The sequence below is a fragment of the Streptomyces sp. NPDC042100 genome (assembly GCF_055582325.1).
This window is the reverse complement of record NZ_JBVJDK010000022.1, coordinates 19,814-33,050: the sequence shown is the minus strand read 5'-3', so window position 1 is coordinate 33,050 and position 13,237 is coordinate 19,814. Positions and strand designations below refer to the sequence as shown.

The window sequence follows — 13,237 nt, the reverse complement described above, 5'->3', positions numbered from 1 at the left end:
AATTCTGACCACCCATAGTAAAGGACCGGCAAAAGGGGGCTGCGCTCAGTCACCGGTGCCCGCTCCGAGCGGCTTCACCCAGCGGGTCCACTGCTCCTGCGGACCGTACGCCGCGGCCCGCCACGCGGCCTGGCCGAGCTCGTTGCGGTCCAGCACCATCGCGTCCGCGCGCCGGCCGCCGAGCCGTACGAAGCGCTCCTCGGCCGCGCCCAGGAGCGCGCCGCCGATGCCCCGGCGGCGCCGCCCGGGGTGCACGGCGAGCCGGTACAGATGACAGCGCCAGCCGTCGAAACCGGCGATCACCGTGCCCACCAGCTCCCCGTCCAGCTCGGCCAGGAGCAGCGCCCCGGGGTCCCGCTCGACCAGCCGCTCCACGCCCGCGCGGTCGTCGCTGATGCTGGTGCCCTCCGCCGCGGTCTTCCAGAAGGCGAGCACGGCGTCGAGGTCGGCCGCCAGCGCGGCCCGTATACGAAGGTCATCCATGGCCCGTATCCCACCACCGCCCCGGCCCGCCCGGCGAGCGGATTTCACAGGCCAGGACGGGTGCGGGGCCGCGTTCGGGTCAGCCCGTCACGAAGCAGAACTCGTTGCCCTCGGGGTCGTCCATCACCTGGAAGGTGCCCTGCTCGTCCGTCACCGGACCGCCCGAGCGGCGCGCGCCGAGCGCCAGGACCTCCTCGGCCGCCGCCACCGGGTCGGCCACCTCCACGTCCAGATGGAGCCGGTTCTTGGCCGCCTTGCCCTCCGGCACCCGCTGGAACGCGATCCGGACGAAGCCCGGCGGCTCCACGTACGACCAGTCGGGGCCCCGGTCGACGGGTTCCCCGCCGAGCAGCGCCGACCAGAACCGGACGAGCCCGGCCGGGTCGGCGCAGTCGAACACGATCTCCTGCACACGCGCACGCATACCGGCCAGCGTACGGGCCGGACCGGAGCGCGGGGCGACGGGCCGGGCTCAGGCCCGCGCCGCCGCGTGCGCGGCCGTGAACCCGGCCGCGTCCCACTCCCCGCCCAGCGCGGGCGCCAGCCAGCCCGCCGCCGCCGCGCGGAACTCCTCCGCACCCAGCGCGCCCGCGCCCGCCGGGACCGCCCCGAGCAGCGGGGCCCCCGCCGCCGTCGGCAGGTCCGCCAGATTGCACCGGGCCGCCAGGTCCGGCTCCCCGGGCCAGCTGCCCACCACCACGCCCAGCTGCTCGATCCCGCGCGCCCGCAGTGCCTCCGCCGTCAGCGCGGTCGAGTTGAGGGTGCCGAGACCGGCCGGGACGACCACCAGGACCGGCGCCCCGAGCAGCCGGGCCGCGTCGGCGAGCGTCCCGCCCGCCTCGTCGAAGCGCACCAGCAGACCGCCCGCGCCCTCCACGAGCACCAGGTCGTGCTCCTCCGCCAGCTTCCGGGCCGCCTCGGCGACCTCGGCCGGGCCGACCGGCGCGAGGCCCGCCCGGCGCGCCGCCGTGTCCGGTGCCAACGGCTCGGGGAACCGGGCGAGTTCGGCCCCGGTCGTCGCGCCCGACAGGCGCAGCACCTCCGCCACGTCGCCCGCCTCCCGCGGCGCCACGCCCGTCTGCGCGGGCTTCAGGACCGCGACGGACCGGCCGGCGGCGGTGGCCAGGGCGGCGGTGGCGGCGGTGACGACGGTCTTGCCGATCTCGGTGCCGGTGCCGGTGACGACGATGACGGGCATGGGAGTCCTCTCACACGTGCTTCTCGGGGCCCGGTGGCCGGGACGAGGCCGGGCGGCGCGGGCCCCGCGCGCGCCGCCGGGGACGCGGGGCGCCGGACGGACCGGGCCCCGCGCGCGGTTCAGCCCGCGCGGGCCGCCTCGGTCACCGCGCGCGCGATGGCGGACAGGTCCTCGTCGCCCGTCACGAACGGCGGCATCGTGTAGATCAGGTCCCGGAACGGGCGCAGCCACACGCCCGCGCGGACCGCCGCGCGGGTCGCCGCCGCCATGTCGACCTCGTGGTCGAGCTGGACGACGCCGATCGCGCCGAGCACCCGCACGTCCCGGACGCCGGGCAGGCCGGCCGCCTCCGCGAGGCCCTCGCGCAGCCCCGTCTCGACGCGCTCGACCTCGACCCGCCAGTCCCGCGACAGCAGCAGGTCGATCGAGGCGAGCGCGACCGAGGAGGCCAGCGGGTTGCCCATGAAGGTGGGACCGTGCGCGAGCACGGGGACCTCGCCGCGCGAGATGCCCTCGGCGACCCGGCTGGTGCAGAGCGTCGCGGCCATCGACAGATAACCGCCGGTCAGCGCCTTGCCGACGCACATCACGTCCGGCGAGACCCCGGCGTGGTCCGCGGCGAACAGCTCACCGGTCCGGCCGAAGCCGGTCGCGATCTCGTCGAAGACGAGCAGCACGCCGTGCGCGTCGCACGCCTCGCGCAGCACCCGCAGATACGCGGGGGAGTGGAAGCGCATCCCGCCCGCGCCCTGCACCACCGGCTCCACGATCACCGCGGCGACCTCGTCGGCGTGCCGCGCGATCGCCTCGCGCAGCAGCTCCGCGTACCCCTCCTCGTACTCCTCGGGAGGCGCGTCGACGAACACCTGGCGCTGGAGCACCCCGGACCACAGCTCGTGCATCCCGCCCTGCGGGTCGCACACCGACATGGGCTGCCAGGTGTCGCCGTGGTAGCCGCCGCGCCAGGTCAGCAGCCGCTGCTTGCCGGGGCGCCCGACGGAACGCCAGTACTGCAGGCACATCTTGGCCGCGACCTCGACCGAGACCGAGCCGGAGTCGCTGAGGAAGACGTGCCGCAGCGGCTCCGGGGTGATCTCCACCAGCCGGGCGGCGAGCCGCACGGCCGGCTCGTGGGTGAGCCCGCCGAACATGACGTGGCTCATCCGGTCGAGCTGGCCGCGCGCCGCCTCGTTCAGGACGGGGTGGTTGTAGCCGTGGATCGCCGACCACCAGGAGGACATGCCGTCGATCAACTCGGCCCGCCCCTCCGCCGGTTCGGCGAGCCGGAGCCGCACCCCGGACGCGGAGTCCACGACCAGCGGCTCCACCCGCCCCGGCATGGGGCCGTACGGATGCCAGACGTGGGCCCGGTCCAGGGCCAGCAGTTCCTCGTTACGCATTCGGCGCGAGGTCCGTTCCGGCGCCTCGGCGGCGCACCGCGACCAGGTCGGTCCGGGCGCCCGGGACGGCCGCCGGCTCCTCGCCCGCCGCCACCGGCTCTCCGGCACCCGCGCCGCAAGGACCGCAGCCGCCGCCCGCCTCCGCGTGCCCTCCGCAGCCGCCGCCCGCCGGGGCCTCCGTACCGCAGCCGCCGCCGGCCGCCGCGTGCGAGCCGCAGCCGCCGCCGGCCGCCGCGAGCGCGTCCGCGCGGTGCGCCGGGAGCGTCGTCGTGCCCGCGCCCTCCACCTCGAAGCCGGCGTCCGCGATCATGTCCAGGTCCGCCTGGCCCGCCTGGCCCTCGCTGGTCAGGTAGTCGCCCAGGAAGATCGAGTTGGCGATGTGCAGGGCCAGCGGCTGCATCGAGCGCAGGTGCACCTCGCGCCCGCCCGCGATCCGCACCTCGACGTCCGGGCAGACGAACCGGACCATCGCGAGGATCCGCAGGCAGCGCTGCGGGGTGAGGTTCCACTCCTTGGCCAGCGGGGTGCCCTCGAAGGGGATCAGGAAGTTGACCGGCACCGAGTCCGAGTCCAGCTCGCGCAGCGCGAACACGACGTCGACCAGGTCCTCGTCGCGCTCGCCCATGCCCGCGATCAGGCCCGAGCAGGCCGAGAGGCCCGCCGCGTGCGCCTTCCGCACGGTGTCCACGCGGTCCGCGTAGGTGTGCGTGGACGTGATCTCCCCGTACGTCGCCTCGGACGTGTTCAGGTTGTGGTTGTACGCGTCGGCGCCGGCCTCCCGCAGCCGCTCCGCCTGGCCGTCGGAGAGCAGGCCGAGGCAGGCGCAGACCTCCACGCCCTCGTTGTCCTGCTTGATGGCCTCGATGGTCCTGCCGACCCGCTCGACGTCACGGTCCGTCGGGCCGCGCCCGCTCGCCACCAGGCAGACCCGCTTCGCGCCGCCCGCGACCCCGGCCGCCGCCGCGGCGGACGCCTCGTCGGGCTTCAGCCACGTGTACTTGAGGATGCCCGCCGTCGAACCGAGCCGCTGCGAACAGTACGAGCAGTCCTCGGGGCACAGGCCGGACTTCAGGTTGACCAGATAGTTGAGCTTCACCCGGCGCCCGAACCACTGCCGGCGCACCTTCCCGGCGGCGGCCACCACATCGAGCAGCTCGTCATCGGAGGTCGCCAGGACGGCGAGCGCTTCTTCACGGGTCGGCGACTCGCGCCGCAGCCCCTTCTCCACCAGCGTGTTCAGCAGGTCCATAAGCGCTGATCCTGGCCTACCGCACGCCCCTCGGCCAAGGAGGAACTGAACAAACGACCCCGATCGAGGTGTGTGTATGGCCACACCCTGACCTCGGCCCACGAGGGTTAGGGTCTGTGCGCTGCCTACAAAAGGAACCGTCATGCCGTCGTACCCCGAGCACCCGTCGGCGCCGCGCGGGGGACGCGACCCGCGCGAGGCCGCCTTCGACTGGACCGACACCGCCGCACGGCAGCGCGCGCGGGCCGGCCTGGTCCGCACGCTGCGCCCGCGCGCCGCCGAGTCCGGCCTGCTCGACCTGGCCGGCAACGACTACCTCGGTCTCACCCGGCGGCCCGGGATCACCGAGGCGGCGGCCGGGGCGGCCCGCCGCTGGGGCGCCGGCGCCACCGGCTCCCGGCTCGTCACCGGCACCACCCGGCTGCACGAGCGCCTGGAGCGCGAACTGGCCGCGTTCGGCGGTTTCGAGGCGGCCCTCGTCTTCTCCTCCGGCTACACCGCGAACCTGGCGGCGCTCACCGCGCTCTCCGTCCGGGACGGGCTGATCGTCTCGGACGCCGCCAACCACGCCTCCCTCGTGGACGGCTGCCGCCTGGCGCGCGCCGAGACGGCCGTCGTCCCGCACGCCGATCCGGAGGCCGTCGCCAAGACACTGGCCGCCCACCCGGGCCGCGCGGCGCTGGTCGTCAGCGACTCCGTCTTCTCCGTGGACGGCGACCGGGCGCCGCTCGCCGCGCTCGCCGCGGCCTGCCGGGCGCACGGCGCGGGCCTGCTCGTCGACGACGCCCACGGCTTCGGCGTGCTCGGCGAGGGCGGGCGCGGCGCGCTCCACGCGGCGGGCCTCGCGGGCGCCCCGGACGTCGTCGCCACCCTCACCCTGTCCAAGTCGCTGGGCAGCCAGGGCGGCGCGGTCCTCGGCCCGGCCCGGGTGATCGAGCACCTCGTCAACACGGCCCGGACCTTCATCTTCGACACCGGTCTCGCCCCGGCGGCCGTCGGCGGCGCCCTGGCGAGCCTCCGGCTGATCGCCGCCGAGCCGGAGCTGGCCGCCCGGGCCCGGGAGGTGGCGGCCCGGCTGCACACGCTGCTCACGGGGGCGGGGCTGAGTGCCGCCCGGCCCGACGCGGCCGTGGTCTCGGTCCGGGCGCCGGGCCCGCAGCAGGCGCTGGCGTGGGCGGCGTCATGCCGGGAACGCGGGCTGGGCGTCGGCTGCTTCCGGCCGCCCTCGGTCCCCGACGGCATCTCCCGGCTCCGGCTGACCGCCCGCGCGGACCTCACGGACGAGCAGATCGAGCGGGCCGTCGGCATCGTCCTGGAGACCGCGCCCGAGGGCGCGGCGGACGGGGCGCGGGACCGGGGCTGAGCGCGGGTCACGCGCGCTTGTCCGGTCGCCCGTCGCGGTGTTCACCGCATCGGGCGACAGATATCCGCATATCTTGGTGGATCGCCACCCAGGGCGGTGCGATCGGTGGCAGGCTGGCGCGCAGCGCAGACCGGGGCCCGGCCCGGTGGGAAAGGGACGGCGTCGCCATGGCAGACCATCAGGAAGCAAGCGTCACGCTGCCGAGCGATCCCGCCTCGGTGCCGACCGCCCGGCGGTACGTGGCCGAGGTGCTCGGGTCCTGGGGGCTCGACGACGCCGACGGCATCACGGACACCGTACGGCTGATCGTCTCGGAGCTGGCGACCAACGCGGTCCAGCACACCTTCGGCCAGTCGCCGACCTTCACGGTGGACGTGCTCCTGGAGCGCGACGAGCAGTTGCGGATCGGCGTGACCGACAGCCATCCGCGCTGGCCGCAGCGGCTGCCCGCCGCGGTGCAGCAGGACAACGGGCGCGGCCTGGTGATCATCCGCTCGCTCGCGGCGGAGGCGGGCGGGCGGCTCTCGGTGACGCCCACGGACGAGGGCGGCAAGACGGTGTGGATCCGGCTGCCCTGGCCGGCGGCGCACGCGGCCTGAGGACGGGCCTACGCGGGCCGACGCGGGCCGGAGCAGGCCGGAGCGGGTCTGAGGAGGAGCGCGGGAGGAGGGGACGGCGGCGCCACCGGGCGCTCCTCCCGCGCCGTCGTTCAGCGCGTCAGCGGACGCGTCCGTAGGAGATCTTCGAGCTCCAGATCTTGTCGAGCTTCACCCATGAGCCGGTCTTCGGCGAGTGCCAGATCTTGTTGTTACCCGCGTAGATTCCGACGTGGTACACCCTTCCGCCGGAATGGAAGAAGACCAGGTCCCCCTTCTGTCGACCGGACGCGGCGATGTGCCGGGTCTTGTTGTACTGCTGCTGCGCGGTGCGGGGCAGCGTCTTGCCCGCCTTCTTGTACGAGTAGACCGTGAGACCCGAGCAGTCGAAACGGCTCGGTCCCGAGGCTCCGTAGCGGTAAGGCGATCCCTTCTTCGAGGCGGCGACGTCCAGCGCCTTGGTGGCGTAGTTCGTCGCTGCCTGGGCCTCCGGTGCCGCTCCTGGGGCGAGCAGCGAGCCGCCGACGGCGGCGAGGGTGAGAGCCGAGACGGCTCCGGCCCGGGACAGCAGGGACGGGACATGAATCTGCGCAGTCATGCGCAACCCTTCGTCAGCCGCCTGTGAAGGATGACCTGTCGGGTTCGGGCAGGCGAAGATGCCCGGCCGCGGCTGCGGCTTCACCCCGAGGAACGTCCGCGTCCTGCGCGAACGTCCCGTACTGCTCGGGTCCTCCACTCCTGCCGATCCACTCCTGTCGACCAGGCGTCCGGGACGGCGGCAGGACTCGGCGTCCGCCCGGACCGCCCCGCCGTGGGTGGCGGGGGCTTGTCGTCGTCGAGGATCTTGACCCACGGACCGGGCGAAATCCGAGCTGAAACGGCGATATGTGAGGCTCCTCACGACTGATCCATACGGGTGGACAGTCGGGTTTCTTGATCTTCCGACGTTTCGGCGATGAGGCCCGCACCTGCGAGGGAACGCCCGATTCCGCCAGATGTGTACTCCTGCTGCGCAACTCGCCTGAGCTCTATGTCGATTCGTCTACTACGCCGAACGGGGGAGGGTTTCTGCGGTCGCCGTGCCCCGGCCGGCCCTCGACACGACACGCGGTTGTGTCAACTGGCGGGCTCTCCGGGGACGATGACCCGGCCGGACCGTCGCTCTCCGTCCAACACCCGTAGCGCACGGGTCAATGTGTCGGCGTGGACCTCGCTCTCGCCCCGCGTGTGCATGAGCGTCAGGGCGTCGCGGAGCGCCGTCGCGCGCCCGACCAGGGCCTGGGCCGCGCGCAGTGCCCCGTAGGTATGCGTGGATCTGGATGGATTGATCCGCCCCAGGAGGTCCAGGACTTCGAGGTAGGCGTCCACGAACTCGCCCTCGGCGCGGGTGAGCGCGGGCAGCGGCGGCGGCTCCGGGATCATGCCGGGCTCACCCCCGCCCGGCGCCGGAGGTCCGGGCCCGGCTCTCCACCACGTGGTCCACCAGGCCGTAGGCGAGGGCGGCCGGGGCGTCCAGGACGGTGGTCCGGTCCAGGTCGGCGGCGGTCTCGGCGCGGCCCCGGCCGGTGTGCTCGGCCAGCAGGCCGGCCATCAGCTCGCGCTGGCGCAGCAGTTCCCGCGCGTGGATGTCCAGATCGCTGGGCTGCCCCCGCAGCGGCTCCTCCACGGCGGGCTCCTGGAGGACGATCCGGGCGCCCGGCAGGGCCAGCCGGCGCCCAGGGGTGCTGGCCGCGAGCAGGACGGCGGCGGGGCCGACGGCCTGGCCCAGGCAGGTGGTCTCCACCTCGCAGGCGAGCGCCCGCATCGTGTCGTACACCGCGGTCATGGCGCTGACCGAACCGCCGGGGGAGTTCAGGTAGAGGGAGACCGGCTGGCCGGGGGCCGCGTATTCGAGGTGCAGGAGCTGGGCGATGACGTCGTTGGCGGAGATCTCGTCGATCGGCGTGCCGAGGAGGACGATGCGGCCCTCCAGCAGCTTGGAGTAGGGGTCGAGGGTGCGGGTGCCGTAGCCGGTGCGCTCGGTGAACTCGGGAAGGACGTGGCGGGCCTCGTGCATGGCGTACTCCTCTGTCTGTAAAAAATGTACAGGACGTACAGGCCGTAAGATGAGGAGCATGGCCTACGAGATTCCGGTGACGCAAGCGCGCGCAGAGCTCGCCGATCTGATCAACCGTGTCGTCTACGGCGACGAGCGCGTGGTCGTCACCCGCCACGGAAAGCCGCTGGTCGCCCTGGTCTCCGCCGCCGACCTGGAGCTTCTGGAGGCGGTCCGGCAGCCGGCCGAGGAGCCGGCGGTCAGCACGGTCTCCCATGTCGAGCCCTTCGCGTCCGCTCCGGGCGAACAGGGGCGCTTCGGCCTCGCCGCCCACCATCGCGAGCCGGGCGGCCCGGGCTTCCGGGGCTGAACGGGGCTCCGGGGCGGGGGCGCCCGGGGCGGGCGGTGCGAACGCGTTCGTACCGAACGTGTTCGGGTCACGCCCTAGACTGGCCCCATGCCCACTCCGCACAGCCGCCGCGAGCGGCCAGCCAAGCCCGCCCTGACCCGGGAGGGCATCGTCGACACCGCCGTGGCGCTGATGGAGGCGGAGGGCCTGCGCCGCGTCACCATGCGCCGGCTGGCCCAGGCGCTGGACACCGGGCCCGCCTCCCTCTACGTCTACGTCGCCAACACCGGCGAGCTGCACGCCGCCATCCTGGACCGGCTGCTCGGCCGCGCCGCCCTGGACGCCGGCGACCCGGCCGCCCCGTGGCGGACCCGGCTCGACGCGGTGCTCGCCGGGTACGAGGCGATCCTGTTCGCCAACCCGGCGCTCGCCCAGTCGGCGCTGGTCGCCCGCCCCTCCGGCCCGCACTACCTCGGCCTGCTCGACACCCTGCTCACGCTGCTCGCCGAGGGCGGCGTCCCCGCGCTCCAGGCGGCCTGGGGCGTCGACCTCCTGCTCCAGGGCTCGACGGCCGCCGCGGCCGAGCACTCCGCGCGCGGCGAGGACGCGGACGCCGACCGGGACTGGGACCGGCTGCGCCGGGCCGTCGCCGAGGCCACGTCCGACACGCATCCGCGCGTGCGCGCCCAGGCCGCCGAACTCCTCTCCGGAACCCCCGCCGAACGCCGCCGCTGGCGGGTGGAGGTCCTGCTCAACGGCATCCTCGTCACCCACCCGGGCGCCGCCTGAACGGTCGGGTGGGGGCCGCGCGACCCGGGCGGTGACGAACTTGTTCGTAACGAACATGTTCGTTACGTTGGAGGGTATGGACACCCCCCACCTCCCCCTCGTCATCGCCGGCGGCGGCCTCGGCGGCGTCACCCTCGCCCGGATCCTGTCCGCGCACGGCGTCGCCGCCGCCGTCCTCGACCTCGAAGCCTCCGCCGACGCCCGCACCCAGGGCGGGATGCTGGACATCCACCACGACACCGGCCAGGCGGCCCTGCGCGCCGCCGGGCTGCACGGGGCCTTTCTGGCCAAGGTGCACCCCGGCGGCGAGGCCCTGCGCGTGCTCGACCGGCACGCCGTCCCGGTCCACGAGGAGAGCGACGACGGCGCCCCCGGCGGCCGGCCCGAGATCGACCGGGGCGACCTCCGCGACCTGCTGCTCTCCTCTCTGCCGGAGGGCACGGTGCGCTGGGGCGCCAAGGTCGCCGGCGCCCGCCCCCTCGGGGACGGCCGCCATGAGGTCGCCCTGGCCGACGGGCGGGTCCTCACCACCGATCTGCTCGTCGGTGCCGACGGGGCCTGGTCCCGGATCCGGCCCCTGGTCACCGACGCCCGCCCCGCCTACACGGGCATCTCCTTCGTCGAGCTCGACCTGGGCGACGCCGACGCGCGCCACCCCGAGGCGGCGGCCCTCGTCGGCGGCGGCATGTTCTTCGCGCTCGGCGACGGCAAGGGCTTCCTCGGGCACCGCGAGACCGACGGCAGCCTCCATCTGTACGTGGCGCTGCGGGCCGAGGAGGGATGGCTGGACACCCTCGACCTCACCGACACCCCCGCCGCGAAGGGGGCCGTCCTGGCGCACTTCGCCGACTGGGACCCCGCGCTGCGGCGGCTGGTCGCCGACGCCGACGGACCGCTCACCCCGCGCCGCATCCACGCCCTGCCCGCCGGGCTGCGCTGGCGGACCCGGCCCGGCGTCACCCTCCTGGGAGACGCCGCGCACCTGATGTCCCCCTTCGCCGGGGAGGGCGCGAACCTCGCCCTGTTCGACGCCGCCGAGCTCGCCCGCCACCTGCTGGAGCGCCCCGGGGACCCGCGTACCGCCGTCGCCCGCTACGAGCGGGAGATGTTCGACCGGGCCGAGGAGAAGGCCCGGGAATCCGCCGAGGCGCTCGACCTCCTCTTCCACCCGGAGGCCCCCGCGCCGCTGGCCGAGATGTTTCGCTCCGGTACTCCCCGGGGCTGAACTCCACGGTGGCGCAAAGGCTTAGTTAACGAGGAGGAAAAACTTCGGCCCTAACGTGCAATGTCTGGCCCGGAGCCCCTTCCCCCCTCGTCAACAGAGTGTTGAAGGTCGCTAGGGTCCCCTGCGTCCGGGAGTCCCCGGTGGTCGACAGTGAGGTGGAAGCGTGCAACTCAGCCCCCATGAGCAGGAACGGCTGCTGATCCATGTCGCGGCGGACGTGGCCGAGAAGCGCCGGGCGCGCGGTGTCCTGCTCAATCATCCCGAAGCCGTCGCGCTCATCACCTCGCACGTCCTGGAGGGTGCCCGCGACGGGCGCACCGTGGCCGAGCTCATGGCCTCCGGACGCAAGGTGCTCACCCGGCAGGAGGTCATGGACGGCATCCCCGAGATGATCCACGACGTCCAGGTCGAGGCCACGTTCCCGGACGGCACCAAGCTGGTGACCGTGCACGAGCCGATCATCTGAGGGGCGCGACCGATGATTCCCGGAGAGATCCTGTACGCGGACGGGCCCGTGGTCCTCAACGAGGGCCGCCCCGCCAGTCGCCTCACCGTCCTCAACGCGGCCGACCGGCCTGTCCAGGTCGGCTCGCACTACCACTTCGCCGAGGCCAACCCCGGTCTCGACTTCGACCGCGAGGCCGCCCACGGGCTCCGGCTGAACATCGCGGCGGGCACCGCCGTGCGCTTCGAGCCCGGCATCCGCGTCGAGGTCGAACTGGTGCCGATCGCCGGCCGCCGGATCGTCCCCGGGCTGCGCGGCGAGACCGCCGGCCCCCTCGACGCCACCGCCCCCACCGAGCCGAACGGAGGCGACCGTGCCTGAGCTGCACCGCGCCGTCTACGCCGACCTGTTCGGCCCCACCACCGGCGACCGGATCCGGCTCGCCGACACCGACCTGCTCGTCGAGATCGAGGAGGACCGCTCCGGCGGCCCCGGACGGGCCGGCGAGGAGGCCGTGTTCGGCGGCGGCAAGGTCATCCGCGAGTCGATGGGCCAGTCCCGGACCACCCGCGCCGAAGGCGCCCCCGACACGGTGATCACCGGTGTCGTGGTCATCGACCACTGGGGCATCGTCAAGGCCGACATCGGCATCCGCGACGGCCGCGTCACCGCCCTCGGCAAGGCCGGCAACCCCGACACCATGGACGGGGTCCACCCCGACCTGGTCATCGGCCCCGAGACCGAGGTGATCGTCGGCAACGGGCGGATCCTCACCGCCGGAGCCGTGGACACCCACGTCCACTTCATCTCGCCGACCGTCGTCGAGCAGGCCCTGGCCACCGGCGTCACCACCCTGGTCGGCGGCGGCACCGGACCGGCCGAGGGCACCAAGGCCACCACGATCACCCCCGGCCCCTGGCACATGGCCCGGATGTTCGAGGCCCTGGACACCTTCCCCGTCAACATCGGTCTGCTCGGCAAGGGCAACACGATGTCCCGGGACGCCATGCACTCCCAACTGTGCGGCGGAGCCCTCGGGTTCAAGATCCACGAGGACTGGGGAGCCACCCCCGCCGTCATCGACGCCTGTCTGAGCGTGTGCGAGGAGACCGGCGCCCAGCTGGCCATCCACACCGACACCCTCAACGAGGCCGGATTCGTCGGCGACACCCTCGCCGCCATCGCCGGCCGCACCATCCACGCGTACCACACCGAGGGCGCGGGCGGCGGGCACGCGCCGGACATCATCACCGTGGTCTCCGAGGCGCACGTGCTGCCCAGCTCCACCAACCCGACCCGGCCGCACACCGTCAACACCATCGAGGAACACCTCGACATGCTGATGGTCTGCCACCACCTCAACCCGGCCGTCCCCGAGGACCTCGCCTTCGCCGAGTCCCGGATCCGGCCCTCGACGATCGCCGCCGAGGACGTCCTGCACGACCTCGGCGCCATCTCGATCATCTCCTCCGACTCCCAGGCCATGGGCCGGATCGGCGAGGTGATCATGCGGACCTGGCAGACCGCCCACGTGATGAAGAAGCGGCGCGGGGCGCTTCCCGGCGACGGGGACGCCGACAACCACCGGGCCCGCCGCTACGTCGCCAAGTACACGATCAACCCGGCCGTCGCGCAGGGCATGGGCCACCTCATCGGCTCCGTCGAGCCGGGCAAGCTGGCCGACCTGGTGCTGTGGGAGCCCGCCTTCTTCGGCGTCAAGCCGCTCGTCGTGATCAAGGGCGGACAGATCGCGTACGCGCAGATGGGCGACGCCAACGCCTCCATCCCCACGCCCCAGCCGGTGCTGCCGCGCCCGATGTTCGGCTCCCTGGGCCGGGCCGCCGCGGCCGGTTCGGTCAACTTCGTCGCCGAGGCGGCCATCGAGGACGACCTGCCGCGACGCCTGGGCCTGAACAAGGAGTTCACCGCGATCGGCTCCACCCGCCGGGTGACCAAGGCCGACATGCGGGAGAACGACGCCCTGCCCCGGGTCGAGGTCGACGCCGACACCTTCTCGGTGACCATCGACGGCGAGCCGGTCGAACCGGCCCCCGCCGCCGAACTGCCCATGGCCCAGCGCTACTTCCTCTTCTGACGGGCCCCAC

General features: G+C 74.0%; 16 protein-coding genes and 1 riboswitch. Of the genes, 8 read left to right on the top strand and 8 right to left on the bottom strand.

The window, feature by feature from the left end:
• Positions 1 to 45: 45 nt before the first annotated feature.
• The 5 genes from ACZ6J5_RS33335 to bioB form a co-directional block, all read right to left on the bottom strand.
• Positions 46 to 483, bottom strand: a complete 438-nt coding sequence (locus tag ACZ6J5_RS33335; RefSeq protein ID WP_469397671.1) for a GNAT family N-acetyltransferase — start codon at positions 481 to 483, stop codon at positions 46 to 48.
• Positions 484 to 562: 79 nt separating this feature from the next.
• A complete protein-coding gene (locus tag ACZ6J5_RS33330) occupies positions 563 to 907 on the bottom strand; it encodes a VOC family protein (protein ID WP_469397670.1) in 345 nt (114 codons plus the stop codon).
• A 48-nt stretch (positions 908 to 955) separates the two neighbouring features.
• Positions 956 to 1,681 carry a dethiobiotin synthase gene (gene bioD, locus ACZ6J5_RS33325; protein WP_469397669.1) on the bottom strand — a complete coding sequence of 242 codons (726 nt, stop codon included), beginning with the start codon at positions 1,679 to 1,681 and terminating at the stop codon, positions 956 to 958.
• Positions 1,682 to 1,800: 119 nt separating this feature from the next.
• Positions 1,801 to 3,081 (bottom strand): adenosylmethionine--8-amino-7-oxononanoate transaminase, encoded by a 1,281-nt coding sequence (locus ACZ6J5_RS33320; protein ID WP_469397668.1) that lies wholly within the window; start codon positions 3,079 to 3,081, stop codon positions 1,801 to 1,803.
• Positions 3,074 to 4,330 carry a biotin synthase BioB gene (gene bioB, locus ACZ6J5_RS33315; protein WP_469397667.1) on the bottom strand — a complete coding sequence of 419 codons (1,257 nt, stop codon included), beginning with the start codon at positions 4,328 to 4,330 and terminating at the stop codon, positions 3,074 to 3,076. The genes ACZ6J5_RS33320 and bioB overlap by 8 nt, the downstream gene beginning before the upstream one ends.
• 142 nt (positions 4,331 to 4,472) lie before the next feature.
• Here bioB and ACZ6J5_RS33310 point away from each other — a divergent pair, with 142 nt between their 5' ends.
• Together ACZ6J5_RS33310 and ACZ6J5_RS33305 are read left to right on the top strand one after the other, a co-directional pair.
• A complete protein-coding gene (locus tag ACZ6J5_RS33310) occupies positions 4,473 to 5,693 on the top strand; it encodes an 8-amino-7-oxononanoate synthase (protein WP_469397666.1) in 1,221 nt (406 codons plus the stop codon).
• A gap of 167 nt (positions 5,694 to 5,860) precedes the next feature.
• On the top strand, positions 5,861 to 6,292 hold the full coding sequence (locus ACZ6J5_RS33305; protein WP_469397665.1) for an ATP-binding protein: 432 nt from the start codon (positions 5,861 to 5,863) through the stop codon (positions 6,290 to 6,292).
• Between the two features lie 118 nt (positions 6,293 to 6,410).
• Here ACZ6J5_RS33305 and ACZ6J5_RS33300 read toward each other — a convergent pair whose 3' ends face one another.
• The 3 genes from ACZ6J5_RS33300 to ACZ6J5_RS33290 all read right to left on the bottom strand — a co-directional run bounded on the left by ACZ6J5_RS33300 (position 6,411) and on the right by ACZ6J5_RS33290 (position 8,345).
• The gene (locus tag ACZ6J5_RS33300; RefSeq protein WP_469397664.1) at positions 6,411 to 6,887 is read right to left on the bottom strand and encodes a C40 family peptidase; all 477 of its coding nucleotides are present in this window, start codon (positions 6,885 to 6,887) and stop codon (positions 6,411 to 6,413) included.
• 3 nt (positions 6,888 to 6,890) lie between these two features.
• A riboswitch (cyclic di-AMP (ydaO/yuaA leader) is annotated at positions 6,891 to 7,065 on the bottom strand.
• 340 nt (positions 7,066 to 7,405) lie between these two features.
• On the bottom strand, positions 7,406 to 7,711 hold the full coding sequence (locus ACZ6J5_RS33295) for a hypothetical protein (RefSeq protein WP_469397663.1): 306 nt from the start codon (positions 7,709 to 7,711) through the stop codon (positions 7,406 to 7,408).
• Positions 7,712 to 7,718: 7 nt separating this feature from the next.
• The gene (locus ACZ6J5_RS33290; protein ID WP_469397662.1) at positions 7,719 to 8,345 is read right to left on the bottom strand and encodes an ATP-dependent Clp protease proteolytic subunit; all 627 of its coding nucleotides are present in this window, start codon (positions 8,343 to 8,345) and stop codon (positions 7,719 to 7,721) included.
• Between the two features lie 58 nt (positions 8,346 to 8,403).
• Between ACZ6J5_RS33290 and ACZ6J5_RS33285 the strand changes: the two genes are divergently transcribed.
• The 6 genes from ACZ6J5_RS33285 (at position 8,404) to ACZ6J5_RS33260 (ending at position 13,227) form a co-directional block, all read left to right on the top strand.
• On the top strand, positions 8,404 to 8,694 hold the full coding sequence (locus ACZ6J5_RS33285; protein ID WP_469397661.1) for a type II toxin-antitoxin system Phd/YefM family antitoxin: 291 nt from the start codon (positions 8,404 to 8,406) through the stop codon (positions 8,692 to 8,694).
• Between the two features lie 87 nt (positions 8,695 to 8,781).
• The gene (locus ACZ6J5_RS33280) at positions 8,782 to 9,462 is read left to right on the top strand and encodes a TetR/AcrR family transcriptional regulator (RefSeq protein ID WP_469397660.1); all 681 of its coding nucleotides are present in this window, start codon (positions 8,782 to 8,784) and stop codon (positions 9,460 to 9,462) included.
• A gap of 76 nt (positions 9,463 to 9,538) precedes the next feature.
• Positions 9,539 to 10,687: an FAD-dependent oxidoreductase gene (locus ACZ6J5_RS33275; protein ID WP_469397659.1), complete on the top strand. Its 1,149-nt coding sequence runs from the start codon at positions 9,539 to 9,541 to the stop codon at positions 10,685 to 10,687.
• 163 nt (positions 10,688 to 10,850) lie between these two features.
• A complete protein-coding gene (locus ACZ6J5_RS33270) occupies positions 10,851 to 11,153 on the top strand; it encodes an urease subunit gamma (RefSeq protein ID WP_362471546.1) in 303 nt (100 codons plus the stop codon).
• A 12-nt stretch (positions 11,154 to 11,165) separates the two neighbouring features.
• Positions 11,166 to 11,513 (top strand): urease subunit beta, encoded by a 348-nt coding sequence (locus ACZ6J5_RS33265; protein WP_469397658.1) that lies wholly within the window; start codon positions 11,166 to 11,168, stop codon positions 11,511 to 11,513.
• Positions 11,506 to 13,227, top strand: coding sequence for an urease subunit alpha (locus ACZ6J5_RS33260; protein ID WP_469397657.1), 1,722 nt, complete (start codon positions 11,506 to 11,508; stop codon positions 13,225 to 13,227). The genes ACZ6J5_RS33265 and ACZ6J5_RS33260 overlap by 8 nt, the downstream gene beginning before the upstream one ends.
• Positions 13,228 to 13,237: the final 10 nt, after the last annotated feature.